Raw genomic sequence first — 25,285 nt, 5'->3', positions numbered from 1 at the left:
GTTCGCTCCTTATGCGTTGGCGTCGAGGACTTCGGTCAGCCACTGGTTGGTGACCTCGACACGGAAGTTAGGGTTTTCGGCAGGCGGGACATCGGTGAAGCGGATGTTCCAATACACCTTGCCCTGCTCCAGCTGGCTCGCGGTGTTCAGCTCGGGGTCGGCGAACACCTCGAAGTTGATGATCGCGCCCTGGTTCTTCAGGTCGCGCATGAACGCCTGCAGGCCCTCGGTCACGTCCTTGACATAGGTGGCCGTGATCGAGCGGTCGACGGCCCACTTATGGCCGTAGAGGATCGCGTCCATGACGATGTCCATGGTCCGCACGCGGGTGACGAAGGCCCACTTCGGATCGCTGGACAGCGTGCGGTTGCCCCACAGTCGGTAGCCGTCGTCGCGGATGATCGTGGCGATGTTGGCGTTGTTCAGCAGGTTGGCGCGGCAGGTCTCGTCGCCGTCGAGGAACTCGATCGGTCGCGAGGTGCCGGTGATGCCGACGAACTCTTTGTTCGACGGCGAGGCCCAGAAGCCGTACTCGCGGTCGGTCCAGGCGAACAGGCCGGCGACCCAGGCCGAGCTGGGGGCATTCACCGTCGTGCTTGCGTCGGTGTCCCAGTACTGCACGCCGGGATCGACCAGGAACGCGCGCTTGGCGCCGAACTCGCCGGCATAGGCCGTAGCCGCTTCGTCGGTGGTATTCGGTCCGTCGAGGATGGCGATACCGCGCAGCTTGTCGGCCAGCGCCACCAGGGCGGTACCGACGGCCTGGGTGGCGCTGTGCTTGGGCGCGATCAGCAGCCGTGGCTGTGCGTTGAACCGGCTCTTGCCGTCGAGCAGGGCCTGCAGGCCGGTGCGCTGACCGCCCGCCTTGGTCCCGCCGATGATCGCCGAAGTCTGCTCTGCGGCGTCCTCGACCTTGGCCACGCCGCACGCGAGGATGACCGCCTTGGCGCGGGTGTAGACGGCACGGCAGGCCTTGGTAATCGCCGCGCCCTCGCCGAACGCTGACACCGCCTCGCGCTCGCTGGTGATCAGCACCAGGTCATTGGCCTTGGCCGTGGCGCCTGGACCTTCGGTGAAGGTGTCTACCAGGCCGATGATCGAGGACGACGGCAGCGCAATGTTGCGCGCACCGGTGTCGACGTTCGTTACGGTAACGCCGTGAAAGAAACCGCTCATACACTCTCCAGAAATGAAAAGGCCCCGCGAATGCGAGGCCAGTTAGCAAACAGGTGGGAAACGCGCAGGGGGCGCTATGCAGAGCCGTCAGGTATGGACGGCCAGGCAATCGCGACGGGATAGCCGTCTTGTTGCTCAATGCGGTTCAAGTCGACCCGGTATTGCTTCCATGCAACCAGCGCCTCGGCCTCAGCCTCGGTCGGAGCCCCCAGGTCCGCAGCGTCTTGCAACGGTGCAATACGAAGAGCCGCCACAGCCAACAACTGATCACGCCGAGCCAACGCGGCAACGCGTAGTTCGTCATCGGTCGGCGGCAGCTCTTCAGGCGCGGCCGAGGACACCAGCGACAGTGCGCCGTCCTTGATTGACACGGTGAGCCCGTCGCACATTCCGGCAATCGCTTCTCGATATTGCTCGGTAGTGATCTGGATCGAGTCCGGTAACGGGTCGGAAGAAACCCCGCCATTGGCCGCATATGGCATCAGTAAATTCTCATGTAGTAAGTGACCCCGACGTTTTTCGGTCGGGTTTCATTGCCGATCCGCGGCGTACCGTTAACACCGTCAGTCACGACCGGCGTCTTGGTTGCGTTCACCGCGCCATTGACCCAGATGTCGAACGCCGCACCACCGGAGCCGTTTCCAGTACCTGCGGGTAACGTGAAGCCTTGCAGTTGGTCGGCCTCGACTGTGCCGACAGACCCGGCGCGCAAGAAGCGCCTCTCTGTGTTGATCAGCCTGACGACCGAGTTGTGCAGCAAACTGCCGGGCAAGTTGACGATCGCGTAGGCATCGAGCAGAGGCGCTGACCCGGAAACAACTTCTCCGGTCAGCAGGCTGTCGTTGTAGGAGTCAGCAGCTGTCAGGCGGATGTAGCGATAGGCCTTGCCCTTGGGTGGCGCCAGCCCGCCGCTTGCGCCGTCGAACACGGGGATCGGAACCCCGATGGGCTGGAACGCCCATGGATCGCCGAGGGCAGTGTCAACCTGGGACTTGGTGTAGGCATCGGTGATCCCATAGCCGCCGAGCGTCGTGGCTTTGGCGGCCTTTCCGTTTAGCGCGGTATCGGCCTGGGTCTTGGTGTAGGCGTCGGTGATGCCGTAGCCGCTGAGCGTCGTGGCGGTGGAGGCCTTGCCGTTCAGCGCAGCGTCGACCTGGGTCTTGGTGTAGGCGTCCGCAATTCCGTAGCCGGCCAGGGTCGTCGCCTTGTCGGCCTTGCTGGTTGGCGTGAAGTTGCCGGAGTGCCACAGCTCGCGCGTACTCCCCCACTCGCTAGGCCCCTTGGTCGAACGAACGAAAATCTGCGGCTCTGCGCCTGCGAACTTGAAGCCCAGCTGCGCAGCTTGGGTCTCCACGGTGTAAGGGAAGTGCAGCACCGACACATAGTTAGCAAGCGTCGTCGCGCCCGACGTGTAGGCATGAAAGCCACCAGGCAGTGCAACGTTGTCGATTTCTGACACCGCAGTCGTCTTGCCAGCCAGGCCGTAACTACCGGACTTGATCGCGTCGGTGATGCCGTAACCGTCGAGCGTCGTCGGGTTGGAGCCCACAATCACAACCCCGCGTTCGCTGATCGTGACTTTCGTGTATGTGCCGGCCGGGCGGGTTGCGGGCAGAACTTCGACAATCCGGGTATCGACGTATTCCCGTGTCGCCAGCACGACCGCAGGATCGATCTTGAGCTGAATATTGGCCGTGCTGGTCACAACGATGTTCAGCCGCACTACCTGGGTCTTGCCCGTGCCCTGTGCAAGCAGGGGCTTGAAGCTCGGCGCGCAGTTGGCGACCGCCACCAAATCACCCGCAGCGTCGTACAGACCGATTTCGCGAATCCACCAGCCGCCGACGTCGGGCGGAATGACCTGCTCAGCGATGATGATGCTGGCATTGCCTGGGTCAACCTTGACCTGATTGAGCGCCGCCCGGCGCCGCTCGTTGATCAGCTTGGTTTGCGTACGCGAGGGCACCGGGTCGCCTCCATTGGCATCCCCTACCCCCATCTGCGCGAAGGTCCAGGGCACGCCCAGGGCGTTCGCGTTGGCCTGCTTGGCTTCCCCCACCGCCGTGAGGATCGCGAAAAACTGGCTGTTCTGGTCAGTCATGAGTAAACGTCCAGGTATTCGATTTGATGATCACGGCCGACATGGCCGTAAGTGCCGCTGACCTCAATGTCGCGCGAGGCCGGCGGATAAATGTCGATGCTTTCGCCTTCGACCAGGCTCGCGCCGAGGCGCAGGTAACCAGCGCTGGACAGTGCTATGGCAAGGCCAATGAGCTGCCGGCTGACCGGCTTGGCGTCATCGATCAGGCGCACAAGCTCGTCGTACATTTCTTCAGTGATACCCTGATCGAGCACGCCGACTTGCAGTGCAAAAGTGCCTGGCACGCCTTCGGGGACGCCTTGCCACCACTCGCGAACTTCGATCAGGTAGCCCAGCGGCTCGACCACCCGACGCAGCGCGCCGATCGTGCCCTTGTGCGCATGCACGAAGAACGCGGAGCGGATCACCGACCGCTTGACCGCCTCTGACCAGGTGTCGTCCCAGCGGTCCACCGACCAGGCCCAGGCCAACTGGTACAGCAAGTGCGCCGGGCAGGTGTCAGGGTTGTACAGGGTCCGCAGTGGGATATCGGTCAGCTCGTCCGTGGCGACCTCGACGGCGCGTTCCAGCTGGCTGCTGTTCACGGGGAGCAGGCTTTTCATGTCAGCCACCCCATGCAACGTCGATCCCCTCGCACCACGCCGCCTGTTCCTTGGTAGGGCGGATGTCCGTCCACCCCACCAGCTCCACGCGACTCACACCGTCGATGTGCAACTGCGCATCGATCCCGGACCGCGAGACCTCCAGGCCCAGCCGGCGGCGGGGGTTCACCCAGGCCTGCAGCCGAGCCTTGCATGCCGCCAGGATGGCTTCGTTCTCCGGTCCTGTGCCGGCCTTGTACAGCACGGCCTCGACTCGGTACGGCAAGATCTCGGCGGACTGAACCGTGAGCCGATCGCCCACCGGGCGCACGTCGTCGTCGCTCAGGTGTGCGCTCACGGTCTCAAGCAGCTCCGGCGGGGCCACGCCTCTGCCCTCCAAGTCCAGCACCGTGACTACCACCACAGCCGGGGCCGGGCTTTCGGCTGTCGCGTCCGCCACCCGCCCGGAGGCGTTGCGGGCATGCAGGATGTAGCTGTTGCGAGGGCCTGCGGTGGTCAGCCCCTCATAGACCAGCTGCACGCGTTCACGTAGCGCATCGTCCACCTCGAGGACGCGCTCGACCGGAGGCACTGCATTGAGATCCTCGGCCTGCACCACCAGCCGCTGCAGGTTCACATTGGCGGCCAGCTGGTCCAGGTCAGCGCCGCGGGCATAGGCCAGCATCAGGGCCTTGGCCGCGTCGTTGACCCGCGCCCGGTTCTGCATGCGCCGGTAGGCGCCCAGCTCGAGGAGCTTGGTGATCGGGTCGCTCTCGAGCAGCGCATCCCATTTGTCCCCCATATACTGGCGAAAACGCTGCAACTCCTCGCCGTACACCCCTTCGAAATCAAGGCTCTCCAGCACCTGCGGCGCCGGGAGCTGCGATAGATCCACTGCACTCATGCACTCACCTCCAAGACTGCGCTGTCACCCAGGTACGTGCCGGTCAACTGCAGGTCGATCTTGCCGTCGATGACCGCAAGCACCCGCACCCGCTCCAGCTGCAGCCGCGGTTCCCAACGGCCCAGTGCACGGGCAACCTCGGCCTGCACCGCACTTTTCCAGCCTTCGTTCACCGGCAGGTCGACGTAGCGGCGCAACTGGCAACCGTACTCAGGACGCATCCGGCGACTGCCCACCGTGGTAGTGAGGATGTCCTCGATGGACTGCCGCAGATGCCCCAGGCCGGAGACTGACTGGCCCGTTCGACGATCCATGCCGATCACGGTCAGGCTTCCTTGAAGTCGGACCGGTTGCGCATGTAGGCCAGGCCCACCGCGTCCTCGCCGCTGATCGTGACCTGGCCCCGCACCACCTCAAGCTCCACCCAGTCGGGCAGGATCAACTTGCGGCGGGTGTACTCCTGATCGATGAAGGTCACCGGCCCGTGCGGTACCGGCGCCGCTTCGCTGCCCTCTTCAGGCTCTTTCTGTGTTCTGGCCATGCTTTCCTCCAGGCATGAAAAAGCCCGCACTAGGCGGGCTGTGGTCAGTGTTTGTGGTTTGCCGTGTTGCCGGCGGTGTCGATGATCCTGCCCCCGCCGTTGATGTCGCCCGTGACCATCAGTGTTCCGTTGACCGTGACCGCGCCGGTCAGCGTGATCGTGTCGGCCTGGGCGGTGATGCTCGAGGACTGGGCCGTGATGGCGTCGTCTGTCAGCACTGCCTGGGAGGCTCCAACCTTCACCGTAACCGTGCCGCTGGGCAGCTCGATCGTGTAGCTCTTGGCCTGCCAGTCGTAGACCAGGGAGCCACCGTCGTCGAAACGCCAGACCTCGACATGGTCGCGGTTGTCCGGCGCCGGGCCGGCGTTGCCGTACAGCCCTGGAACGAACGTGCCCTGGGCAGGTTCGCCACTGGGACTGATCAGAGCGCCCTGCTCGTCCAGGCTTGGCGCCCGCCAGTGGCGAGCCTTGCCGGCGGCCTGGCTGTGCCAGCGCACCCAGGCGCTGGTCCAGCCGCTGCCGTCCGACACGCGCACCATCGCGGCGGCCAGGTCGACGGCGACCACTCGGCAGGGGATCACCAGGCAGGCCAGCATCCGGTCGTGCATCGCGGATGCGTAGCTCATGACAGATCCTCCGGGCTGGCGGGCTCAGCGTCGGGGCCGACCTTCAGCACCAGCGAGCCGGGCGGCTGGATTGGCCAGGGCCACTCCTCCTCGCCGAGGTAGATGATCTGCGTCCACTCGACGACCCAGACCGCCATGTTGTCTAACTCGGGGCGACTCCAGTCCCGCTCCGCCCGGACGAACTGTGCGGGCTCGACTTCAATGCCCCAGGTCTGCAGCCGTAGCAGCACGGCCAACTGCGCAGCGATGAACGCCACGACATGCAGATGATCTTCGTCCTCGACGCCAACAATGGGCCGTGCCTCGAAGCGAGCCTCAACCGCCACTTCCCCGGTGCCAGGGTCACGCTCTGCAGCGTCGAACCCCGCGAGCTCGATCACCACCGCCGGCACATCAACGACGGTGAGCATTCCGGGCATCGTGCCCACATAGTGCAGACCCGGTATCGCCTGCGTGATGGCTTCTTCCATCGCCGCGTACACCCTGGCTAGGGGGATTGGATCGTCAGCCATTTCCGACCCTCCGTGTAAGCTTGACCATCTCGAAGTTCAACTCCTGCTCCATCACCACCAGCAGGCGCTGGTGGGCCTTGTTCGTCCATGACTCGAAGTGAGGCCTGACGTCCTCCAGCGAGATCTTGGCCTTGGCCAGGGGGAAGCGACTGTCGTTCTCGGCGATCCAGCCTGAGCTGGCCCCACCTGCCTTGGAGACCTCGCTGTCGGGGTAATCGCTGGGGTCAAAGTGCTTGCTGGCCGTGCGGATCCAGATATCGGCCTTGCTGCCGTACACCTGGCGATAGAACGCACCTTGATAGCGGCGCCCTGCCACAGAGACACCCGCACGGGTCTGCCGTGGCCGCCCCGCACGGCTGGCCTCGATCGGATTGAGACCGAACCACAGCTTGCCCTGGCCATTGCTACCGGCCTTGTAGGCCCGCAGGCGCTGCCGCACGGCCTTGATGGCAATGCGCTCCTGCTGGCCCACCGAGCGGGCAACGCGACCCTGCAGCCAGCGCAGGGTCTTGTTGATGGCTCTGCGCTCCGCTGCGGCGATAGCCTTGGGCACCAGCCCGGCGAACTGCTCGAACCCCTTGACCTGCCGGGGGTTGGCCTGCAGCGTAATCAGGCCTGTGCTGCCGGACTGCTTGTAATAGCTGCCAACGCTCATTTCACCTCCCGCAGGGCAAAGTTGATCCAGCCGCTCCCATCCGGCTCGCGCTTGGCGATGACGTACCGTCCACCGCCATCTGCCGGGGCGAGATCACACACCAGGTGCAGCCCCTCCCTGATGCCATTGGCCTGGGCTACGCGCACCGAGAACACGGGCTGCCGCAAGCCGGTGTTGATCGTACCGACCCGTGGTTGCTGCCACGGTACCGACATGAACCCTTGCACCGGCTCAGCGAAGCCCTCGATCTCGACCTCGTCGCCCAACTCCTCGAGCAGGGATTCGTCCATATCCGATATCGCCGCACGGAAGGACATAATCAGTCACCTTCTTCCAGCTCGTCTTTCGGCAACTGCCCACGACGTGCGATCTTGCCTTCGCCCACCAGAGTCTCGGCAACCTCCTTGCTCGGCGGGGCATAAACCTCACCCGAGCAAATCACCTTGTTGCCGTCCTGCAAGCACCCATCGACGACCACGTACTCGATTTTCGCGGCCATGTCACACCACCTTGGCGAAGAGGAAAGCGTTCGGCTCCAGCAGGCCAGCCAGCGGTGCGGCCTGAACCTTCAGCCAGCGCTGGCTCGGCTCTTGGGTGACCCAGCTTTTGGGGAAGCGGGCCGCTTCGACCATGCCGCTCTCGATGGCCTCCATATCCTGAATCGCCGCATAGAGCATCGCGTTGCGCGTCCCGGTGGACCCCAGGATCAAGCCGCCGGCAGGTACCAGGGGCTTCTCGCCGTCCTCGCCGTCCGCCAGATACCACTCGTCATAGGCGTAGAGATCAACGCCTGGGTCATTGAGGTAGCCCAAGTAGGTCACCCCATCCGGCAGCAGCTCGGGCTTGATGATGCCGAGGTCGACACGACGGTTGTTCAGTTGCTTGAGCACCGTATCGTTGCTGTGGAAAGCGTCTTGAGCCTCAGCGCTCAACACCGCTATGTTTGCTGAACGGCCCGAGTCCTTGGCGATCAGGCGTCGCCACTGACGCATGTTGGCGATCGGATCGGAGTCGCTGGTGTTCCAGCGACCGGTGGCCAGCGTGACCTTGTGCGTGTCCTCCATGCGGAAGTCGATGGTGTCATCCACACCGTCGCCGACAACACGAATGCGCCCGGTGGTCAGCGCTTGGGCGCACATCCACTCTTCCCGACGGGTGATCTCGCTGTCGAGTTCAAGCAAATCCCGGCCGAGCCGCTCGCCTGCACGCTCAAGTGGCGTGCGGGTCGAGAACGGGGTCTCACCCGCACCACGCTTCAAGATCAGCTCGGCACGGGTAACGCGCTTTGGCTGAATGTAGGGCGGCTTGTAGGTCGAAGAGCTGATCCCGCCACGCTGCGAGACACTGCCTGGCAGGGTGGGGTGAACGAACGGTGCCATTTTGCGTTGTCCCTTCACGATGTCGATCGTCACCGTTTCGGTACCAAAAGTCTCGGGGGCGCCGGCATTGAAGAAGGTGTCCATCAGGAAGCGACGCGGCGTCGGCATCTGCTCGATGGCTTCCATCATGGTCAGGGTGTCAAAGATATCCATTGGAGCTCCGTTATCGAATGAAGATGCTGAGAGGACGCAGAGCGGCCTTTGCGGCAGCGAGGGTCAGCCCTTCGCCAAAGGTGAGTTGGCTGCCCAGCACCTGGCCGGTCAGGCGGATCGGCGTGCTCTTGGCACCGTCGGTGGTGTCGACGTCCTGGTCGAGGATCGCGCAGGGCGCCTGCGAGCCGTCCTCGGCCGCCGCCTTGCACAGCACGTACTCATGACTGGCCGTGATCTGGCCCAGCACCGCGCCAGCGGTCAGCTTCTGGCCGGCGGCGATCAGGCCGGTATCCATCACGATGGGGAAGTCGCCCGCCGAGAGCTGGCTCGGCAGGTAGGAACTGCAGGTAGGGTTTGGCATTGGAACCTCCTAGTTAGCGGCGCGTGGCGCCTGCAACGATTGCGTTGACGGCGGCCTTGCGCTCACCCTCCTTGCCGCCGGCTGGTGGGGCGGTACCGGTAACGCCTTGGGCGTCGCTCTTGATACCGGCCAGCGAGATACCGCGATCCTGCGAAGCCTTGAGCAGCGACAGGGCGGTGGCCTCCACCGAACTGCCATCGTCGATGGCAGCGCCGATCTCCTTCTCGAAACCTTTCACCGCCAGCGCGTTGATGCCCTTGATGCGGTCACGTTCGGCCGTGGTGGCCTCGGTACGGATCGCCGTGGTGTCCACCTGCTCGGCCTGGGCGATCTCGATGGTGTTGGGGTCAGTGCCCGCCGCAATCGCGGTGCGCAGTTCTGCCGTGGTCTTGACGGTGGTCATGGTGTGTATCCTTGGGGGGGTGATGGCCGGCTTGGCCAGTTCGGTGATCAGGGATTCCAGCGAGCCCGTGCGGTGGGCCAGGCCGTGCTTGACGGCGTCCGCACCGACGCGGATGCCGCCGTGATCGCCCATCTCGGGCACCTTCTCGGCAGCCACGCCGAGGTTGCGAGCAACCTTGCTCACGAAGACTTCGGCCATTGCGTCGATGGTCTCGCCCACCTTGGCGCGCCCTTCTTCGGTACCAAGGTCGGGGCGCTTGTTCGGCGCGTTGCGGCTGACAATCTGATAGCGGGCTCGCCCGGCCTTCTTGTCGTCCTCGACTACAGCCTCGACGACAACGCCAATGCTGCCGGCCAGGCTGGTCTCATCGACGACGATTTCGCCAGCCGCCGAGGCGATCCAATAGGCCGCGCTCGCGCCCATCCCACCGATGTACGCCACGATGCGCTTGCGGGCACGGCCTGCGTAGATCATCTCGGCCAGCTCGTTGATGCCCGAGGCGACGCCACCAGGGCTGTCGATGTTCAGCACGATGGACTTGACCTTGGGGTCGTCCAGGGCACGCTGAATGTCGGTCGCCAGGACCTGGGTGCTGGTGGCACCGCTGATCTCGGTGAACAGGTTTGCGTAGCGGAAGATCGGCCCGGTGACTGGCACCACCGCCACGTTGCCGCGCATCGTGACGCGGCGGCTCTCTTCCAGCCGCTCGCCGCGCTTGGTCGCCAGCGCCACCGGATCGCCCATGCGGTCGGAGATGGTCAGCAGGTTGTCCAAGGCGTCGGGCATCATCAGCCAGGGCTGCGAGGCAGCCAGCTCAAGTGCTCGAGGCATTTCTAGTCCTCTTTGGGTTCGGGGTCTGGCGGGTTTTCAAGGCCACCCTTGGGCAAGGCCTGCATGCTGTGCTGCCGCCGGTAGGCGACTTCGCGGGTTCGCTGCCGGATCACCTGCTGCCAGGGCTCGCCGGTCATGGCCGCGGTCTCCAGCGTCTCGTTGCTGACGCCGATCTCGATGCGCTTGCCGGCGGCGTTGGCCTCCTTCAGCTCGTCGATCGCGCCGCGCGCCGGGCCAATCCAGAGCGCCTGGCAATACGCTTTGCGCTTGGCGGGCTCGCTGTACCCGGGCAGGTTGATCAGCCCCCTGGCCACGGCTTCGTCGATAATCAGCTCGCGGCTTGGCTGGCAGAAGTCACAGGCCAGCCACCAGCGGCGCAGGCTGTAGAAGCGCCAGGCCTGGAGCATGGCGGCACGGGCGGCGCTGTAGCTGCTGCTGTAGTGCAACAGCAGCTCCTCCAGCGGCAGCTCCAGCGCGGCACCGATCTCCTTCACCACCGCGGTGAAGAACGGGTCGAACTGAGCGTTGGGCCGGCCGGGGTTGGCCACCATCGGCTCTTCACCCACACCGAGGTCGACAATGGCCCCCTCGCCCAGCGCGAGCACACCGTCGGAGGTGTCATCGCCGCCGGGCTTCTCTTCGCTGAGTGCCGACATCGGCAGGTTGCCGGGGTTGAAGCCTTCGCTCTTCTTGATGAAGACGGTGAACATCGCCGAGATCACCGCCGCCATCAGCTCGGCGCTGCTGTAGCGCTCCAGCTTCTGCAGCGGCTCCAGCACCGGAGACAGGTACGGTGCCCCGCGCTTCTGTCCGGGCCGCTCTTTGTCAGCCATGACATGCAGCACACGGCGCCGCCCGGTCTCGGCGCCGAACACCGGCAACCGCTCCCACTGCAGCGTCTTGCCCTGCAGGTGCTCGCCGGGGTAACCGGTGCACACGTGATAAGCCACCGGCGCGCCCAGGCCGTCGAACTCGACACCCTCTACCAGGTCGACCCGGTCTAGGCCGCTGTTGGGGTTGCCGACACGGTCAGACTCGATCAACTGCAACCGCGTACTGAAGAGGCAGCCGGGCCGCTCCTGGTCTGGGCTGGCGACGAACACATCACCCGCCACCATCGACGACACCAACACCAGCGCCTGGAGCTGATAGTGGTTGAGCGTCGCTTCTGCGTCACACTCACGCGGGTCATCGGCATACAAGGACCACAACCGATCCAGCTGGCCATTGAGCTGCTCGGCTTCTTCTTCGGTGATACCCAGCGCTTCATGATCAACCTGCGCCCGGCAGACCAGCCCCGTTCCCACCACGTTGGTGCGCAGCCGCGTGATCGCCGCGCGGGCCACCAGGTGGTTGCGCATGGCATCGCGGGAACGCGCCACCAGCGTGCGGCGCTCGCTCTGATTGAAGTCGCGCCGGGGGCTGCCGAGACCAGGCAGCCAGCTGGCCATGCTTCGAAGTACCCGCGACGCTCCGCGCCAGCGGGTTTCAACCCCACCGCCGCCGCCCTGCGCTGAGATCTGCTGGTCATCGACCGATGCCCTGGCCACCCGAATGGCTTCGGCCATCAATTGCTCGGCAGCCGATTCCCGTTTGCTGAACGGCCACATGGTCAAATCCCCGCGTACGAAACGCGGTTGCGGCCACGGCCCAAGAGAGCGGCCTGCTCTCGGGCGACCTCGTCGGCGTACTGCTTTTCCAGCATCCGTAGACTGCTGAGTTCGGCCAGCTGGACCTCGCGATCCTGCCGGCGCAGCCGCTGGCCATTCTTCAGGACGCGCGAGATCGCCGCCCGGACCTCGTCGAGGCGTTTTTGTGCTTCAGTCATGGTGACCTCGGTTATTGGACGCGGCTCCGCGTGCCCCGGCCGCGCGTGACAGCCCGGCGAGGAACCGGCGCCACCGCCTGTTCAGTTGTGAAGAGGGTGGGCTGCAGCAGCTGCTGCTCCAGCTGGTCCCATTCGTGATCACGCAGCAGGTGCGTCTTGAGGCTGCGAGCCGCATGCAAGGCGTACACCTCGCAATCCAGCGCCTCGTTGCGCCGGCCGGCTTTCTTTTGCCAGACCATCTTGCTGGGGTTGCGTGGGTGCGGAGCCAGGACCTCGTTGGTTACCTGCTCGTAGTAGTCCGAGCGGATCTCGCTGTACCAGTGCATGCGCCCTGGTCCCGAACCTTTAAGCTTCATCCGGCCATCGATCAGCGTCTTGGCCTTGTGGGTGCCGACGATGAACACCCGCAGGCCATACTTCGAGGCCTTGGTGTTGTCCTGGCTGGTGTCCGCCGACTGGGCCGGCTTGGTGAAGATCTCCCGATCCCGGCTGTCGATGGAGGCGCCCTTGATCGCCATGATGTTGAAGCGTTGGCGATCCCGAACGTAGGTGTACACCGCGTCGCTAGTGTTACCGTCAGAGCTGTCGATGCTCACCGCCGACACGGCGATCTGGGCGCCGCTGTCGGTCGGGATCGGCGTGGCGATCATCTTGTCCAGCTCGGTCCACACCGGGTCGTGGGGATCGATAGGGTTGCCGGGGAGCTCGCCCCAGTACAACCGCCAGGACTCCTCCCCGCGTCCCCAGCCCGTGAACAGCACCGCGAGGCGATCGCCCTGGACGTCAACACCGACCGTCACCAGCAGCACACCCTTTGGCGCAGTGAGTTCGGCATAAGGCTCGGCGCGCTTCTCCAGCTCGTCGGTCTTGGGCGCGTCGCTCTTGTACTCGTAGCTTTCACCCATAGAGCTGTTGGTGAAGGCGATCATCGGGCCGATGTTGCCCTGCCGCTGGGCGTACTCGGCCTGCAGCTTCTTCTCCATCAGCACTTCGAAACGAGAGCCGGGGAACGTGGCATACAGCTCGTTGATGATGTAGCCGGCAATACCGCGGAACTCGGCCGTCGCCTCCCAGCGGCAGCGAGGGTCACCCAGGTTGGCGTTCTTCTGGTGGTCATCCCAGATCTCGCCGCAGTGTGGGCAAGCGTAATACGCCGTCTCCGGACGGCGCTTGCCGTACACCTCATGGAAGTAGTGCTCGTCCTCGTCGCAGTGCAAATGCTCGAAGCTCGGCGTATGCAACTGTCCGCATCCATGGCAGGGGATCAGGCCCACGCGCTTGTCTGAAAGCTCAAGCTCGGCATCGATCGCCGACAGGCCCTTGATGGTGGGGGTGCCGCCGATGATGATCTTCGATCGCAAGAACGTCTTCAGACGCTCCTTGGCGAGCTTGATGCTGTCCCCTTGCCCCCGCAGGTTCAGGTTGCAGTCGTCGGGCTCCTCGATCGCGACCCGTGGTACCGGCGTCGATTTCACACTGGCCGGGCTGTTGGAGCCGACCATCTTCAGGAACCCGCCCGGAAACCGCTTGAAGTCCTGCCGCTGCTGCAGCTTGCGGCTGCGCAGGTCGACCTTTTTACGCAGGCGCTTGGTGGCCTGGATCATCGGCTCGAGCTTCTCGGCGACGTACTGCTTGGCCGCTTCGGCTTTGGGGAACAGCACCAGGATGGGTGACGGATCGAGATCTATCCACTTGCCCAGGGCGTTGCCCAGCACGCCCGAGGTCCAGGCCACCTGAGCCGACTTGCGCGCCACAATTTCGGTGACGTTTGGATCGTCCAGCGCCTCGAGCGGGCCACCCGGCCAGATCAGGTGCGGCGTTTTGTCGAACCGGTATTTACCTGGTGCTGCCGACTCTTCGGGAGCCAGCCAGCGGAACCGGTCAGCCCATTCGATGATGGACATGCGTGGCGGCGGCGCCCACTTGCGGCAGACGCGGCGCATCGCCTTAGTCGCCGTCTTCTTCAGAGCCCTCCTCGTCGTCTGGCTCGTCAGGATCCCCGGCGAGATCGTCGTCCTCGTCATACGCGGACAACCTCCTCAGTATGGATTCGATGGGATCGCGGATCAGCTGGTTGTCCACCGGCACGCCGTACTTGGCGGTCAGCGTCATCGCCAGCTCATCAGGGAAGGTGTTCAGCAACTCGATCTTGGCGGCGGTGATCACCGCCTCGAAGCGCTCGACCATTTCGGCCTCGACCACCACCTCGCCCAGCTCCCTAGCGAGCGCGATCTCTTCGCGGTCGCCGCGCAGCCTGTCAAGCCGGTCCCGTGAGGATTCCTTCTTGCCGTTCAACGAGGCCTGGCGCATCAGCCATTCGATCACCGCCTGGGTGTCGTACTGGTTTTCGTTGCCGCGCCCCACGCCGAACTCGTTCACCGGCATGCCTTCGTTCTGCCACCGGCTCAATGTGCGCTCGTCGCGTCCCACGATCTCGCTGAGTTCAAGCTTGCTGACTGTCCTTCCCATCGCTAAGTCCTTGAAAAGACGGACATCCCTGCCAGATTCTCAGCTGCAGGGAAACCGCGAGTCTGCGCACCCGTGTAGGGGGCGGCCCAGGGGGAGGACCCAGAAATTCGCCCCCCACCCCCTGCCCCAGACCGGGTCACTGGCCTGCCTCGCTGCCTGCTGACTGCACCTGGGCCAGCCCCAGCCGCTTGGCGGCCCAGCGCTCGTACAGGTTAATCGCCACGTCCGCGCCGGCCATCGCGGTGAGGCAACCAATCGCTGCCGATGCCCATACCGACATACCACTGGCGTACAACAGCATGTTGGTCGACAACCCGCAGGTGACGCAGGCACCCGACCGCAAGGCCAGCCGGCGAACCAGCCCCCAACCGCGAGCGCCCGCCTTGTCCGCCCGCCACATTTCTCCCGACACACCGCCGACCAGGGACAGTACGATCACCATCCAGATTGGCAGTTCGGCTAACGCTTGTTGCTCACTGTTCATGCAGGCCTCAATTGGCAAAGCACGGCGCCGAAAAAAGAAAACCCCGCCAAATGGCAGGGTTCTCAATGCACCGACAGGTCGGAGCGGTTGCACAGCACAGTGCTTGTGGGGGAAGCGCCTAAGCGCACTTTTCATATCGTGACGCCTTTTTACATGCCACCGGAAAAACCGAAAAGGGGCTATTATCGGTACGCCACAATGTGGGCGCTATGTAACATCCATGTTGCAGGCAAGTTGCATAGCGACCCGACGAACGGTAGGCAAGCGTACCCGCCCCGCCCTTGCCCCCAGGATGGCCAGCACCTGCAAGTGCAGCGCTTTCACCCAGTTGCGATAGGTGCGATCCGCGTCTTCGGCAAGCCCTACTTCGCGCATTTGCTCTCGCACAGTCACGCCGTGGAGGTAGCGCAGCTCGGCCAGCTTGGCCAACGTGGCGCCACGAGCATCACGCCGCGCCAGTTCCGCTACTGCAGCGTCAACCTCGGCGGCGGAATGGTCGAGGCCTGCACCGGACACCAAAATACGCGCCCCCGACGATCCTGTGCGCGGTGCCGCCCCCTTCCATTGCATGATCGTGCCCATCTGGCTGCCCAAGCTCGCCTCAAGCCCCACCCTCCCACGCTGCTCGCCCCAGTGGCGCATCAGTTCGCTCACCAGGCGTAGTCGCTCGGCCGGGTCGATCAGTACTGCCATATCCATCTGGTGCTGCGCCAATCGCACCAGGAGCTGAAGGCGCAATCCATGGTCAATCGTCATCGCCATCCCTCCGTAAACAGCACCCAACACACTTTTTGCCAACCCAACACAGACCCAACACACTCAAAGCTCAATGAATTCATAGGATTATTAGTAGATGTGTTGAGTGTGTTGGGTTTGTTGAGTTTTTCAGGGCTCGTATGAAGTCTGCTTTGGTCCTTGTCACCTCCCCAATAAATGACGCGCCTGCGCGCGCGCGTACGCAAACCCAACACACCCACCGCACAACCCCGCAGCGCCGCCAAGTTCAAAGCCTCACGCTGTGTTGGCATCCCGAAATCAATGCAACACAGGCCCAACACACCCAACACACATATCGGCGTATTCATGCTGCGAGCCCCTTCACGTGGTCCCAAGCATCGACGTTCCAGCCCGCCAGCCTTGCCCGAGCGCGCCATTCGACGACGTTCTTGCCCAGCTCGGCCGACTTCAAGGAAGGGGGCAGGGAGGGATCACCATCACTCGGGAAGAAGAACGCCGCGAACCGCCGGTTGTTTCCATCCGTCCAAGGGATAGCCCGTGTCTTCTCTACCGTCGCACTGATCATCAGCGAGAACTTCGTCTGGCTCATGGAGTGTTCCTTGTTGCGCGAGCACCACTCGATAAAGAGGGCATAGACGTCGCTGGTGAGGCAACAACCCCACAGGCCGTGCCCCAGCTCTCCGGTGCGCCACAACGCGAGGAAGGTCTGCCAAGCTGTGCGACTCAGTGCGACCAAACGTTGCCGTGCCTCAGTCTCGGGCGGACGAGTGCGCTGGTCGAAGTCCCTCAAATCGACAGCCAACAACCAACCGTACAAGGCCGCAACCCCACCGTTGGCCAACTCATAGCTGATCGCCTTTTGCCTCGCGACAGGCAACGTCTCCATGGGCCACATCACCAGCATCCGTCGGTCGGCGTCGCTGATCGGCCAAGGCATGATTTCGTTGCTCAGGAAGACCGCGTTCATGTGGTTGGCCTCCTCCCAACCGTTGATGAACTTGGACTCCATACGCACCGTCTTGCCAGTGATCATGTGCTTGATCTTGCCGACCTGGTTGTACCGCTGATCCCTACTGACAACTTCCTCGAACACTGCCCAGAGCTTGCGGCTCTGCCAGGCGTTAAAGCTGCCTTCCAACTGTGTCTGCCCTACCGTCGCGGCATACTGCCCGTAGAGCTGACCGAAGACGTCGGCGAACAACAGACTCTTGCCCGACCCCTCCATGATCGAGTGCATCAAAACAGCGGTATCCATCTTGGCGCCCATGTGCTGGAGCGGGTAAGCGAGCCATCTCACCAGCCATTCCAGCGCCTGCTCGTCGTGGTTGCAAAGGAACGAAATCAGCCATCTTAGGTTCTCGCATGCAGCATCATCCCGCACCGGCTCCAGGGGCAGTCCTTCAAAGGTATTGATGTAGACGTTCGGGTCCTTGGTCATCGTCGGGTCGAACACGATGTGGTCGACGTCAACCACCCGCCGCTCTCGACAGTTCAGCCACCACTTGTACTCATCTCCCAATGCCATCTTCACGGCGCCCTCTGGGATCCGACGCTTCTTTTCCCGGTCCCAGACATCCTTGGTCCCGTCGATGTAGACGTAGCGCTCGATGGGATCTAGCTTCAACGCCCCACCTTTCTTACTTGACAGGCGTCGCGCCTCATCGAGCTCCTGTGCCTGCTCAGGGGCAATCAGCTTTCTGTCGGGCCGCTCCAGCCATACCTTGGCCAACGGCTTACCCACCAGGGCTTCGAAAGCCGACTTCTTCATCGGCTTCGCCTTGTCCATGTCCCAGACTTGCGTGGTCCCTTCTATCAGCGCGAACCGCCGCAGTGCGCCTTCAATATCCGGCGCGCTTCCCCCTTCCCCCCCGTCGGCCGAGAAGGCGGCCGGGCTGGCCTCGATTGGGTCGGGGGCAGATCCGTCAGTGTCAACGCCCGCAGCGCTTTGGTCGGCCTGCTCGGCAACAGATGGGGTGCGGGGAAGCTCACCCAGCGGCGGGGGTACCGGCGGGCGCGATTTGGCATCGATACCAAGGATCTGCGCTGCCGCTCTGGTAGCTGCCCTCTGATCGCCGTCGTGCATCAGAATGCAGAACACGTCGAAGGCATCATTCTTGTGTCCGTTCGCCAGCGGGTCCGACGTGTGATGGGAAAAGAGCTTTCCGTCGGTGATAGTCACCCCAGGCATGCCAGAGCTGCTGTGCGGGCTCAGCCACTTCCCGTCGATACGCTTGTAGCCATGCGCCTCGATCATCGTGGCGATGTCATGGATGCGGTTGAATTCCGGGATGACCTCGGGGAGCTTGTCACCAGATCGGGCAGCAGTTGGTGATGGCCTTGGCGTTGGGCGAGCCGCGGGCATAGCCGGCTTCGGCCGCCACGGGCAAACGGCCTCCCCTTTGGGCTTGAACTCGTCCCAGCCCTGCCAGATCGCCAGCAGTTCGGGCGGTAGCTCCAGCAAGCCGTCGTCGTTTGGCTCAGTGCGCCATGTGTAGGGCTTACCCGTGCCAGGGTGGATGGAAGGCGGCAGCACATCCTGCACCAGGCCGCCCCGCAGCTCAAAGACGGTCACTTTCTTGAAGGGCTCAGCAGCCAATCGGAAAGCCGCTTCGCGGTCGGCATCTTCCGCGTATACAGCTGCTTGGACCTGCGCCATTAGTCCCTTGTAGATGGTGCCATCGGGGTCGTTCTTGTTGGGCCAAACCAAGGCGTGGCGACTCAGTTCCACACCCTCGGGGACTCGGAACATCACACGGAAACGTTCAGGGTTACCCACGGAGGTCGGGTATGCGTCTGCGAGGGCGTCCACGTCGAGCCCCAGCGTCTGCTGCATGACCTGCCGCGTCAGTTCGACGTCATCAACGTCCAACGAGCAGACGCGACTAGGCCCGAGCACCACCCCTAGATTGTGACTCGGGCGCTTCGTCCAGAACGCTTCGGCATCAGCGGCAAGAGTGAAGTAGCGACCGGGCTGGTTCCAACCTTTACCCTTCGGCCCCTTCTCGCCTGGCTCGATCGGAACCAGGGCCAGGTTGAAGGTTTCAATGTAACGCCGCGCCCAATCAGCTGTGGTAGGAGTTGGGCGCCCGCTCATCTCCGGCGCTCCCGCAACCCCTGGCAGTCGACGCAGGTTTCGCAACCCGCGACCGACTGCTGACGGGCCAACGGAATCGGCTCGTCGCAATCCTCACAGAACTGCGCGCTCGGCTTTTCAGGAAGGCGCGCAAGGCGCTGCAACGACAGCTGCAGGAAGTACTCAGCATGATCGTTGGCGAAATCAACGGCGTCAGCCATGAGCTTCGTCCTCCATGGCCTGGCGGGCGCCCGCCATGATCGCGAGCACCTGACGGATCACGTCCATCCCTCGCTTCTCAAGATCCATCACCTCGGCAAGCGTCCATACATTGTCGGCTGCACCGTCGTGCAGACTGCCCACGAACTGACTGGACTCATCCAAGAGTTTGGCTACAGCTTGCAGTGCTTCGTTGGTGGCAGGCACTGGCTCTGGCCGGTACCAGACCGCCCCCGCCGGACGAACCAGGGCATCGAGCAGCCGCGGGTCTGAGGTCCACTGGACGATTTCTTCCAGCTCATCAGGGGTCGGCCAGCGGCGCTCCTCGTTGTGGTGGAGCTTCTTCTGCAGCGTGTCCACCTCAAGGCCCATATCGAAGGCCAACTTGGTGATACCGCCGTGATAGTCACGACCTGCGCGGTAGAGCGCCTGCCGCAATGTGAGGACCGGACCTGCGCCCGGCAATAGATCAACTCGACTCATAACCGTAAATCCTCGGTTTACGGCCTAGTCACAGGGTTAGGTAAGACCTATCCTACGACCACGACCTGTGTGCTGTGCCTTGCGTGCTGTGCGGGCATGGCATGCGGTAATAGTCGTCCGGCTGTACTTGTGAGAGAGGGTGCCGGACGACGGGAGTGATGGTGCTCTGTACTGTCATAGCTGGGCCGGGAGGTCAGAGTCCTGGCTCAGCGTTCTTACTGCTTTGCTTGCCGCAAATAAGCCCAGTCGATGTCTGGCCGAAGCGATTCACAACGAATCTCCCCTCCCGTTTCCCGATCTAGGCTGACTGCCAGCCCCGCGCTCGCGCGACGATTTCCGTAGGCCACTTGTTTCAACTGGCCGACTGACGTCCCGCATTGCTGCGCTAGAGCGTCGAGCCCCTCCTTGTCCATCTTCTTCAAATACTCGCTAAGCGTCATAGACACCTCCATTGGCAGCGAGATTAGCAATTGCTAATTACAAGAGCAATAGCAACGCGTAATTTACTGTTTGCTAACGGAAAGCAATCATCGCCGCATGGACATAAATGAAAGGCGCATCGCCTACCTCCGCAAGATCATGGGCACCCTGAGCCAGAAGGATTTCGCCGAAGCTCACGACCTGGATGCCTCATACCTGTCGCAGTTGCTCAATGGCCACCGCAAGCTGGGGGAAAAGGCAGCGCACAATCTCGAGCTCAAGATCGGGCTTGCAGCAGGGACGCTGACAGCACCTCCCCTGGAGGAACCCATCAATGCCCCACCAACAAACGTGGTTCGCCTGCCCACACGACAGGCCAAGGACAAGAACTTCGTTGTGATTCCGCACCTAGATATCGCGGCATCAATGGGGCACGGCAAGGCAGCCCCGGAAATGCACATTGAAGTCATCCGCGACATGACGGTTCACCTCGACTGGCTCAGAATGCAAGGCCTCAGCTTCTCCAACATCGATAACCTCGCCATCATTACCGGCGATGGAGACAGCATGTCGGGCACCTTCGCCGACGGCGATGCACTGTTGGTCGACCGCGGCATCTCCGAGGTCAAAACAGATGCCATCTATGTGTTCACTCTCGACGGTGATCTCTACATAAAACGGCTTCAGCGCATGACCGGCGGACTGCTGCGGATGATTTCCGATAATCCGATCTATCCACCGATCGTCATCGACGAGTCAATGATCGAACGTATGCACATCCAAGCTCGCGTCCTGCTGGCCTGGAACGCAAAGAAGCTCTAATCCAGCTGGCACTGCAATCTACCGGCAATCGGACGGAGTGCAGTCACGCCAAAACAATTTAGCATTTGCTATTGCCCAAACATTTAGCCTTTGCTAATTTTCGCTTCGTGTCACCTCTCTCAAATCAAGGACACGGACGAATGAAGCCAGCACAGCACAACGGATCGGTAGCGGTCCTCATCCACCCCACCGCCTGCAGCAGCCTCGCCAAGATACAGGCGTTTCAGCGCCGCACCGGCCTGCAAGTAGTCGTCTCCACTGACGGAAAGGCCCACGCCATCCCCTGTGCGGGAGGTGCAGCATGAGCGAGTTCAGCATTCCCCTGAGCCGAGTCATGGGCCTGGAGCGCACCCTTGAAGCCGGCGGCAGCTCCAAATGCACCCTGCGCCGCCCGGAGACCACCCTCGACGCACGGATCACCGTCGAGAACGACAACACCACCCACCATATCAAGGTGGAAATGGGAGAGCTGACCAGCTCGATGACCCTCCCCCGGAAGCTGGTGACCAAATGGCAATCGTTGCGGGACTTCCTGCAGGACCTGGCCAACGGCCGGGCTGACAGCGGCGCCATGTCGGAAGAAGCCCTTGCTCTCTTGGAGGCCCAGGACAGCATCGACCAAGTGCTGCTGGACGGCCAAATCGCCTACGTCATCAACACCGTCAACCGAGCGCTCCCTCTGGGCGCGGTCGTGACCAACGACCAAGGCGAGATTTGCGCCGCAGTCACCGGTTCCAGCAAAGAGCACCTTGTCGGCGCCCTGCGCGCGAAGCTCCAGCCCGGCCAAGAGGGGCTTGGGGAGTGCGCATGAGCACGCTGGAACAACTGCGCAGCGAATGGACTACCCCGTGCCCAACACTGACCGCTGTAAGGGAGCGCTACTTCCCTCACATCAGGTCCGACCGGCGGTTCAGGGAGCTGATTAACAAGGGCGCGATCAAGCTGAAGCTGAGCAAGCTGCACAACTCAGCGAAGGCACAGCATGTCGTCTACCTGCAGAACCTCGCTCTGTACCTCGACCAGCAAGCAGAGCACGCCTCGCATACCGCTTGATCTAGGCGGCCCCGGCCATCAGGGGCACTTGGCCCACCACCGACTCTGACACTTACCGGTGGCGGGCCTTTTCGGAGCACAGCACATGCAACCGCACCAACTTGTCCTCGCCATGGGCATCATTTGGCTTGTCACCTTGATCGTCGCGCCATACCTGTTCTCGAAGGCGCGCAGCCGTGCCTTCAACCGCGGCGTAGAGATAGGCAAGGAACACCATAGAGCCGACCTCAAACTGCAGCTCAAGACTCTCCGAGAGGAACTGGACGAGACTCGCATCCAGACCGAGGCAGACCAGCGCAAGCACCATCTGGCCGTAGCTGCGCTTAAGCGGACCATCACGGAGCTCGAAGATCGGATCATGTCCTACACCGGCATGCCCGTGACCAGGGCCGACTACGACCTGATGATCAAAGCTGTCGAGACGCTGGCCCTGGCTGAGAAAACGTGGAAGGCCGTCCAAGGAACTGAGCCATGGTGCAACCGCGCCTTGCAGCAGCGACAGGACATTCAGGCCCTCGCAGTACGCGTGCACCATCAACTGCGTAGCACACCGGCCAGCGCTGCAACAGCGGGGGCCGCAGCATGACACTGCGCAAGCACACACTGAAGCACTTCCACATGTGCTGCGGCCTGGGCGGGGGGGCGAAAGGGTTCAATCGTTCTAAGCCTATCGTTGGCAACCTGCAGGCCGACTGGCAGTGCATCGGCGGCGTCGACGTTGACCCGGCCGGCCTGGCCGACTTCGAGCGCCTGTCGGGCGTCAAGGGCACCCTGATCGATCTGTTCACCCGCGACCAATACACCCGCTTCCACGGCAAGGAACCGCCACCTGGGTGGCGCGAGGCTACGCCGGAAGACATCCGCCGCGCAGCTGGTGGCCAGCGCCCCGACGCGGTGTTCATAAGCTCCCCGTGCAAGGGCGCTAGCGGGCTGCTGTCGGAAACGATGAGCCAAACACCTCGCTACCAGGCCCTCAACGAGCTGACCCTGCGCTGCATCTGGCTGTTCTGCGAAGCGTGGGCCGACGATCCGGTACCGCTGCTGGTGTTTGAGAACGTGCCGCGCCTCGCCACCCGTGGGCGGCACCTGCTGGATCAGATCAACAGCCTACTGGCCCAGTTTGGCTACGCCGTCGCCGAGACCACGCACGATTGCGGAGTTATCGGCGGCCTGGCCCAAAGCCGCAAGCGGTTCCTGCTTGTCGCACGCCATGTAGAGAAAGTACCGCCGTTCCTTTACGAACCAGAGAAGAAGTCCCTGCGAGCCGTGGGCGACATTCTCGGCCGCATGCCCCTGGCCGGGGACGTCGAGGCAGCAGGCCCAATGCACCGCGTGCCGGCACTGCAATGGAAGACCTGGGTACGCCTCGCCCTGGTCGAAGCCGGCAAGGATTGGCGCAGCCTGAATGATCTGGCGATCGAGGACGGCTACTTGCGCGACTTTGTGATCGTCCCCGAGGCCTATTCCGGCTACCTGGGAGTGAACGCCTGGGAGAAATCCGTAGGAACTGTGGCCGGCAAGTCCCGACCAACCAATGGCGCGTTCTCGGTAGCAGACCCACGCGCCAAAACCGGCGCGCTGCAGTACCAGCAGTACGGCGTTCGCCGCTGGGAAGACACCAGCGGCGCGGTGATCGGTGTGAAAAGCCCCGGCCAGGGAACGTTCAGCGTTGCCGATCCGCGTAGAGCGGGCGCTGGCTTCGGCAAGTACCAGGTCACTCCGTATGACAGCCCTGCGGGGACCGTCATAGCTGGCAGCACGACTGGCCAAGGCGCTTTTGCCGTGCAGGACCCACGCCCCGGTATGCGCCGCACCAAGGGTGATGCCTACCTCACCGGCGGGCATTACGGCGTTGTGCCATGGAACGGTCCGGCCGGCGCCGTATCCGCCAGCGCTATGCATGACAATGGCCGCTGGAGCGTGGCCGACCCGCGATTACCCGCGGCCAATGACCGCCTGGCCTGCGTGATCGAGTCACTAGATGGGACATGGCACCGCCCTTTCACTACCTTCGAGCTGGCCGCGATCCAGAGCCTGGTGGAGCCGGAGGAACAACTTGAGCTGGACGGCCTGAGCGATCAAGCGTGGCGCGAGCGCATCGGCAACGCCGTGCCTCCGCACGCTGCAGAGGCCGTAGCGGATGTGATGGGTACCACTTTGCTGCTGGTCGCCCTGGGCGAAACCTTCGTGCTGAGCAGCATGCCGATTTGGGTACGCCCCATCGCCGTCGGCCTGAGCGTGGCTCAGCGGGAGGCCGCTTGATGAACAGCGCATCAAGCCTGGCCCCAGGCTACGCCGTCGATCTTCTCGCTGGAAATCAGTTCAACATCGTCAGCGTGTCGGGCGGCAAGGACAGCACCGCAACCCTGCTGCTCGCGCGAGCACTGGAAGTACCCAATCTCAGCGGGGTCTTCGCCGACACCGGCAATGAACATGAGACGACGCTTGAGTATGTCGATTACCTGGTCTCGGCCACCGGAATTTCAATCCGCACAGTGCGGGCCGACTTCACCCAGCAGATCGCCCGCAAGCGCGAGTTCATAAACACGAAGTGGCGCGAGCAAGGCGTCGCCGAAAGCATCATCGAAAGCGCACTGCAGGTGTTGCAGCCCACTGGCGTGCCATTCCTTGACCTCTGCCTCTGGAAAGGCCGGTTCCCTTCCCGAAAGGCGCAGTTTTGCACCGAAGAGCTTAAACGCAACGTCATAGTAGAACAGGTGATACTCCCGCTAATCGAAGGCAGGAACATGGTCCTGTCATGGCAGGGAGTGCGCCGCGAGGAGTCGGACGTCCGACGCTACCTACCCGAACTGGACGAGGTAGGGGGCGGACTCTACAACTACCGCCCGATTCTCGACTGGCCGGTAGAGGCCGTGTTCGAAGCACACAAGTACCAAGGCATCAAACCCAATCCCCTCTACAGCCAGGGCATGGGGCGAGTTGGATGCATGCCATGCATCAACTGTCGCAAAGGTGAACTGCGAGAGATCGCAGCTCGCTTCCCCGAGCACATCGAGCGAATCGCTCACTGGGAGGACCTGGTCCGCCGGGCTAGCAAGCGTGGCGGGGCGACGTTCTTTGCGGCCGCGAATGCCAAGCATCAGCGAGGCCCAACTGAGGGCATGACCCCGGCCGAGCTCGTTGCCATCGCCAACATCCACCAAACAGTCGAGTGGTCCCGCACCACACGTGGAGGGATCCAGTACGACCTAATCGCCAGCGATGGAGAAGCAGACAGTTCAGCCTGCTCCAGCGCCTACGGCCTCTGCGACAGCAGCTGGGCGCACGAAAGCCCCCTGGAGGCAGCATGAGCACTAACCGCCATGATTGGTACATGAGCGACGGCGACGACGGCGGCCTGTATCACTGCAGGAAGTGCAGGCGCACCCACCAAGGCACTGTCCCTAGAACCCACGGCTGCCCAGTGTCCGACGCCGAACACAACGCAGCCGCTTGGCTCGGCCAGGCCGGGC

The 25,285-nt window shown here is 63.1% G+C and carries 31 protein-coding genes; 6 read left to right on the top strand and 25 right to left on the bottom strand.

The genetic code is table 11. The features are described from left to right. Nucleotides 1–9 precede the first annotated feature (9 nt). The 25 genes from LU688_RS06440 to LU688_RS06320 all read right to left on the bottom strand — a co-directional run bounded on the left by LU688_RS06440 (nucleotide 10) and on the right by LU688_RS06320 (nucleotide 19,957). A complete protein-coding gene (locus LU688_RS06440; protein WP_232888074.1) occupies nucleotides 10–1,176 on the bottom strand; it encodes a phage tail sheath subtilisin-like domain-containing protein in 1,167 nt (388 codons plus the stop codon). A gap of 74 nt (nucleotides 1,177–1,250) precedes the next feature. Then, nucleotides 1,251–1,658: a tail fiber assembly protein gene (locus tag LU688_RS06435; protein ID WP_232888075.1), complete on the bottom strand. Its 408-nt coding sequence runs from the start codon at nucleotides 1,656–1,658 to the stop codon at nucleotides 1,251–1,253. Continuing rightward, nucleotides 1,658–3,277 carry a phage tail protein gene (locus LU688_RS06430; protein WP_232888076.1) on the bottom strand — a complete coding sequence of 540 codons (1,620 nt, stop codon included), beginning with the start codon at nucleotides 3,275–3,277 and terminating at the stop codon, nucleotides 1,658–1,660. Before LU688_RS06430 ends, LU688_RS06435 begins: the two co-directional genes overlap by 1 nt. Continuing rightward, the gene (locus LU688_RS06425; RefSeq protein ID WP_232888077.1) at nucleotides 3,274–3,879 is read right to left on the bottom strand and encodes a phage tail protein I; all 606 of its coding nucleotides are present in this window, start codon (nucleotides 3,877–3,879) and stop codon (nucleotides 3,274–3,276) included. Before LU688_RS06425 ends, LU688_RS06430 begins: the two co-directional genes overlap by 4 nt. A 1-nt stretch (nucleotide 3,880) precedes the next feature. After that, nucleotides 3,881–4,762: a baseplate assembly protein gene (locus LU688_RS06420; RefSeq protein WP_232888078.1), complete on the bottom strand. Its 882-nt coding sequence runs from the start codon at nucleotides 4,760–4,762 to the stop codon at nucleotides 3,881–3,883. Beyond that, nucleotides 4,759–5,085, bottom strand: coding sequence for a GPW/gp25 family protein (locus tag LU688_RS06415; protein WP_197865800.1), 327 nt, complete (start codon nucleotides 5,083–5,085; stop codon nucleotides 4,759–4,761). The genes LU688_RS06420 and LU688_RS06415 overlap by 4 nt, the downstream gene beginning before the upstream one ends. Before the next feature lie 2 nt (nucleotides 5,086–5,087). Next, nucleotides 5,088–5,303 (bottom strand): hypothetical protein, encoded by a 216-nt coding sequence (locus tag LU688_RS06410; RefSeq protein WP_232888079.1) that lies wholly within the window; start codon nucleotides 5,301–5,303, stop codon nucleotides 5,088–5,090. Nucleotides 5,304–5,347: 44 nt separating this feature from the next. Beyond that, complete coding sequence (locus LU688_RS06405) at nucleotides 5,348–5,929, bottom strand: phage baseplate assembly protein V (RefSeq protein WP_232888080.1); 582 nt, start codon at nucleotides 5,927–5,929, stop codon at nucleotides 5,348–5,350. Further along, nucleotides 5,926–6,441, bottom strand: coding sequence for a hypothetical protein (locus tag LU688_RS06400; protein WP_232888081.1), 516 nt, complete (start codon nucleotides 6,439–6,441; stop codon nucleotides 5,926–5,928). Before LU688_RS06400 ends, LU688_RS06405 begins: the two co-directional genes overlap by 4 nt. After that, the gene (locus tag LU688_RS06395; RefSeq protein ID WP_232888082.1) at nucleotides 6,434–7,096 is read right to left on the bottom strand and encodes a hypothetical protein; all 663 of its coding nucleotides are present in this window, start codon (nucleotides 7,094–7,096) and stop codon (nucleotides 6,434–6,436) included. The genes LU688_RS06400 and LU688_RS06395 overlap by 8 nt, the downstream gene beginning before the upstream one ends. Then, nucleotides 7,093–7,413 (bottom strand): head-tail joining protein, encoded by a 321-nt coding sequence (locus tag LU688_RS06390; RefSeq protein WP_232888083.1) that lies wholly within the window; start codon nucleotides 7,411–7,413, stop codon nucleotides 7,093–7,095. Before LU688_RS06390 ends, LU688_RS06395 begins: the two co-directional genes overlap by 4 nt. Before the next feature lie 2 nt (nucleotides 7,414–7,415). After that, nucleotides 7,416–7,595, bottom strand: coding sequence for a hypothetical protein (locus LU688_RS06385; RefSeq protein ID WP_232888084.1), 180 nt, complete (start codon nucleotides 7,593–7,595; stop codon nucleotides 7,416–7,418). 1 nt (nucleotide 7,596) lies between these two features. Beyond that, nucleotides 7,597–8,628 (bottom strand): major capsid protein, encoded by a 1,032-nt coding sequence (locus tag LU688_RS06380; protein WP_232888085.1) that lies wholly within the window; start codon nucleotides 8,626–8,628, stop codon nucleotides 7,597–7,599. Between the two features lie 10 nt (nucleotides 8,629–8,638). Then, nucleotides 8,639–8,989 carry a head decoration protein gene (locus tag LU688_RS06375; protein ID WP_232888086.1) on the bottom strand — a complete coding sequence of 117 codons (351 nt, stop codon included), beginning with the start codon at nucleotides 8,987–8,989 and terminating at the stop codon, nucleotides 8,639–8,641. A gap of 13 nt (nucleotides 8,990–9,002) precedes the next feature. Then, entirely contained in the window at nucleotides 9,003–10,223 is a 1,221-nt protein-coding gene (locus LU688_RS06370; RefSeq protein WP_232888087.1) for a S49 family peptidase, read from the bottom strand. Between the two features lie 2 nt (nucleotides 10,224–10,225). Next, nucleotides 10,226–11,833: a phage portal protein gene (locus LU688_RS06365; RefSeq protein ID WP_232888088.1), complete on the bottom strand. Its 1,608-nt coding sequence runs from the start codon at nucleotides 11,831–11,833 to the stop codon at nucleotides 10,226–10,228. A gap of 2 nt (nucleotides 11,834–11,835) precedes the next feature. After that, nucleotides 11,836–12,051, bottom strand: a complete 216-nt coding sequence (locus LU688_RS06360) for a hypothetical protein (protein ID WP_232888089.1) — start codon at nucleotides 12,049–12,051, stop codon at nucleotides 11,836–11,838. Nucleotides 12,052–12,062: 11 nt separating this feature from the next. Then, nucleotides 12,063–13,994, bottom strand: coding sequence for a phage terminase large subunit family protein (locus LU688_RS06355; protein WP_353511531.1), 1,932 nt, complete (start codon nucleotides 13,992–13,994; stop codon nucleotides 12,063–12,065). Between the two features lie 4 nt (nucleotides 13,995–13,998). Further along, entirely contained in the window at nucleotides 13,999–14,520 is a 522-nt protein-coding gene (locus LU688_RS06350) for a DUF1441 family protein (RefSeq protein ID WP_232888090.1), read from the bottom strand. A gap of 136 nt (nucleotides 14,521–14,656) precedes the next feature. Further along, nucleotides 14,657–15,004 carry a phage holin family protein gene (locus LU688_RS06345; protein WP_232888091.1) on the bottom strand — a complete coding sequence of 116 codons (348 nt, stop codon included), beginning with the start codon at nucleotides 15,002–15,004 and terminating at the stop codon, nucleotides 14,657–14,659. A gap of 207 nt (nucleotides 15,005–15,211) precedes the next feature. After that, nucleotides 15,212–15,760 (bottom strand): hypothetical protein, encoded by a 549-nt coding sequence (locus LU688_RS06340; RefSeq protein ID WP_232888092.1) that lies wholly within the window; start codon nucleotides 15,758–15,760, stop codon nucleotides 15,212–15,214. 325 nt (nucleotides 15,761–16,085) lie between these two features. After that, the gene (locus LU688_RS06335; protein WP_232888093.1) at nucleotides 16,086–18,836 is read right to left on the bottom strand and encodes a bifunctional DNA primase/polymerase; all 2,751 of its coding nucleotides are present in this window, start codon (nucleotides 18,834–18,836) and stop codon (nucleotides 16,086–16,088) included. Further along, nucleotides 18,833–19,036 carry a TraR/DksA C4-type zinc finger protein gene (locus LU688_RS06330; protein ID WP_046856368.1) on the bottom strand — a complete coding sequence of 68 codons (204 nt, stop codon included), beginning with the start codon at nucleotides 19,034–19,036 and terminating at the stop codon, nucleotides 18,833–18,835. Before LU688_RS06330 ends, LU688_RS06335 begins: the two co-directional genes overlap by 4 nt. Then, the gene (locus LU688_RS06325) at nucleotides 19,029–19,517 is read right to left on the bottom strand and encodes a phage regulatory CII family protein (RefSeq protein WP_197865784.1); all 489 of its coding nucleotides are present in this window, start codon (nucleotides 19,515–19,517) and stop codon (nucleotides 19,029–19,031) included. The genes LU688_RS06330 and LU688_RS06325 overlap by 8 nt, the downstream gene beginning before the upstream one ends. A 215-nt stretch (nucleotides 19,518–19,732) precedes the next feature. Beyond that, nucleotides 19,733–19,957 (bottom strand): transcriptional regulator, encoded by a 225-nt coding sequence (locus LU688_RS06320; RefSeq protein WP_232888094.1) that lies wholly within the window; start codon nucleotides 19,955–19,957, stop codon nucleotides 19,733–19,735. A 97-nt stretch (nucleotides 19,958–20,054) separates the two neighbouring features. Here LU688_RS06320 and LU688_RS06315 point away from each other — a divergent pair, with 97 nt between their 5' ends. The 6 genes from LU688_RS06315 to LU688_RS06290 all read left to right on the top strand — a co-directional run bounded on the left by LU688_RS06315 (nucleotide 20,055) and on the right by LU688_RS06290 (nucleotide 25,123). After that, nucleotides 20,055–20,759, top strand: a complete 705-nt coding sequence (locus LU688_RS06315) for a LexA family transcriptional regulator (RefSeq protein WP_197865782.1) — start codon at nucleotides 20,055–20,057, stop codon at nucleotides 20,757–20,759. 301 nt (nucleotides 20,760–21,060) lie between these two features. Continuing rightward, on the top strand, nucleotides 21,061–21,570 hold the full coding sequence (locus LU688_RS06310; protein ID WP_232888095.1) for a hypothetical protein: 510 nt from the start codon (nucleotides 21,061–21,063) through the stop codon (nucleotides 21,568–21,570). Beyond that, nucleotides 21,567–21,812, top strand: a complete 246-nt coding sequence (locus LU688_RS06305) for a pyocin activator PrtN family protein (RefSeq protein WP_232888096.1) — start codon at nucleotides 21,567–21,569, stop codon at nucleotides 21,810–21,812. The genes LU688_RS06310 and LU688_RS06305 overlap by 4 nt, the downstream gene beginning before the upstream one ends. An 85-nt stretch (nucleotides 21,813–21,897) precedes the next feature. Continuing rightward, nucleotides 21,898–22,398, top strand: a complete 501-nt coding sequence (locus LU688_RS06300; RefSeq protein ID WP_232888097.1) for a hypothetical protein — start codon at nucleotides 21,898–21,900, stop codon at nucleotides 22,396–22,398. Beyond that, on the top strand, nucleotides 22,395–24,074 hold the full coding sequence (locus LU688_RS06295; protein ID WP_232888098.1) for a DNA cytosine methyltransferase: 1,680 nt from the start codon (nucleotides 22,395–22,397) through the stop codon (nucleotides 24,072–24,074). Before LU688_RS06300 ends, LU688_RS06295 begins: the two co-directional genes overlap by 4 nt. Beyond that, the gene (locus tag LU688_RS06290) at nucleotides 24,074–25,123 is read left to right on the top strand and encodes a phosphoadenosine phosphosulfate reductase domain-containing protein (protein WP_232888099.1); all 1,050 of its coding nucleotides are present in this window, start codon (nucleotides 24,074–24,076) and stop codon (nucleotides 25,121–25,123) included. Before LU688_RS06295 ends, LU688_RS06290 begins: the two co-directional genes overlap by 1 nt. Nucleotides 25,124–25,285: the final 162 nt, after the last annotated feature.

The organism is Pseudomonas soli, from assembly GCF_021283165.2.
GTDB lineage: Bacteria > Pseudomonadota > Gammaproteobacteria > Pseudomonadales > Pseudomonadaceae > Aquipseudomonas > Aquipseudomonas soli.
The sequence above is the reverse complement of the archived record's forward strand: the minus strand, read 5'-3'. Positions and strand labels throughout refer to the sequence as shown.

Bases quoted from the DNA above. Each gene is read 5' to 3' on its own strand.
- LU688_RS06400 (WP_232888081.1), bottom strand. From the start codon at position 6,441: ATGGCTGACGATCCAATCCCCCTAGCCAGGGTGTACGCGGCGATGGAA.
- LU688_RS06345 (WP_232888091.1), bottom strand. From the start codon at position 15,004: ATGAACAGTGAGCAACAAGCGTTAGCCGAACTGCCAATCTGGATGGTG.
- LU688_RS06335 (WP_232888093.1), bottom strand. From the start codon at position 18,836: ATGAGCGGGCGCCCAACTCCTACCACAGCTGATTGGGCGCGGCGTTAC.
- LU688_RS06305 (WP_232888096.1), top strand. From the start codon at position 21,567: ATGAGCACGCTGGAACAACTGCGCAGCGAATGGACTACCCCGTGCCCA.
- LU688_RS06425 (WP_232888077.1), bottom strand. From the start codon at position 3,879: ATGAAAAGCCTGCTCCCCGTGAACAGCAGCCAGCTGGAACGCGCCGTC.
- LU688_RS06375 (WP_232888086.1), bottom strand. From the start codon at position 8,989: ATGCCAAACCCTACCTGCAGTTCCTACCTGCCGAGCCAGCTCTCGGCG.
- LU688_RS06395 (WP_232888082.1), bottom strand. From the start codon at position 7,096: ATGAGCGTTGGCAGCTATTACAAGCAGTCCGGCAGCACAGGCCTGATT.
- LU688_RS06340 (WP_232888092.1), bottom strand. From the start codon at position 15,760: ATGACGATTGACCATGGATTGCGCCTTCAGCTCCTGGTGCGATTGGCG.
- LU688_RS06310 (WP_232888095.1), top strand. From the start codon at position 21,061: ATGAGCGAGTTCAGCATTCCCCTGAGCCGAGTCATGGGCCTGGAGCGC.
- LU688_RS06380 (WP_232888085.1), bottom strand. From the start codon at position 8,628: ATGGATATCTTTGACACCCTGACCATGATGGAAGCCATCGAGCAGATG.
- LU688_RS06330 (WP_046856368.1), bottom strand. From the start codon at position 19,036: ATGGCTGACGCCGTTGATTTCGCCAACGATCATGCTGAGTACTTCCTG.
- LU688_RS06370 (WP_232888087.1), bottom strand. From the start codon at position 10,223: ATGCCTCGAGCACTTGAGCTGGCTGCCTCGCAGCCCTGGCTGATGATG.
- LU688_RS06300 (WP_232888097.1), top strand. From the start codon at position 21,898: ATGCAACCGCACCAACTTGTCCTCGCCATGGGCATCATTTGGCTTGTC.
- LU688_RS06360 (WP_232888089.1), bottom strand. From the start codon at position 12,051: ATGACTGAAGCACAAAAACGCCTCGACGAGGTCCGGGCGGCGATCTCG.
- LU688_RS06405 (WP_232888080.1), bottom strand. From the start codon at position 5,929: ATGAGCTACGCATCCGCGATGCACGACCGGATGCTGGCCTGCCTGGTG.
- LU688_RS06435 (WP_232888075.1), bottom strand. From the start codon at position 1,658: ATGCCATATGCGGCCAATGGCGGGGTTTCTTCCGACCCGTTACCGGAC.
- LU688_RS06385 (WP_232888084.1), bottom strand. From the start codon at position 7,595: ATGGCCGCGAAAATCGAGTACGTGGTCGTCGATGGGTGCTTGCAGGAC.
- LU688_RS06420 (WP_232888078.1), bottom strand. From the start codon at position 4,762: ATGAGTGCAGTGGATCTATCGCAGCTCCCGGCGCCGCAGGTGCTGGAG.
- LU688_RS06320 (WP_232888094.1), bottom strand. From the start codon at position 19,957: ATGACGCTTAGCGAGTATTTGAAGAAGATGGACAAGGAGGGGCTCGAC.
- LU688_RS06390 (WP_232888083.1), bottom strand. From the start codon at position 7,413: ATGTCCTTCCGTGCGGCGATATCGGATATGGACGAATCCCTGCTCGAG.
- LU688_RS06315 (WP_197865782.1), top strand. From the start codon at position 20,055: ATGGACATAAATGAAAGGCGCATCGCCTACCTCCGCAAGATCATGGGC.
- LU688_RS06290 (WP_232888099.1), top strand. From the start codon at position 24,074: ATGAACAGCGCATCAAGCCTGGCCCCAGGCTACGCCGTCGATCTTCTC.
- LU688_RS06325 (WP_197865784.1), bottom strand. From the start codon at position 19,517: ATGAGTCGAGTTGATCTATTGCCGGGCGCAGGTCCGGTCCTCACATTG.
- LU688_RS06350 (WP_232888090.1), bottom strand. From the start codon at position 14,520: ATGGGAAGGACAGTCAGCAAGCTTGAACTCAGCGAGATCGTGGGACGC.
- LU688_RS06365 (WP_232888088.1), bottom strand. From the start codon at position 11,833: ATGTGGCCGTTCAGCAAACGGGAATCGGCTGCCGAGCAATTGATGGCC.
- LU688_RS06440 (WP_232888074.1), bottom strand. From the start codon at position 1,176: ATGAGCGGTTTCTTTCACGGCGTTACCGTAACGAACGTCGACACCGGT.
- LU688_RS06355 (WP_353511531.1), bottom strand. From the start codon at position 13,994: ATGCGCCGCGTCTGCCGCAAGTGGGCGCCGCCGCCACGCATGTCCATC.
- LU688_RS06410 (WP_232888079.1), bottom strand. From the start codon at position 5,303: ATGGCCAGAACACAGAAAGAGCCTGAAGAGGGCAGCGAAGCGGCGCCG.
- LU688_RS06295 (WP_232888098.1), top strand. From the start codon at position 22,395: ATGACACTGCGCAAGCACACACTGAAGCACTTCCACATGTGCTGCGGC.
- LU688_RS06430 (WP_232888076.1), bottom strand. From the start codon at position 3,277: ATGACTGACCAGAACAGCCAGTTTTTCGCGATCCTCACGGCGGTGGGG.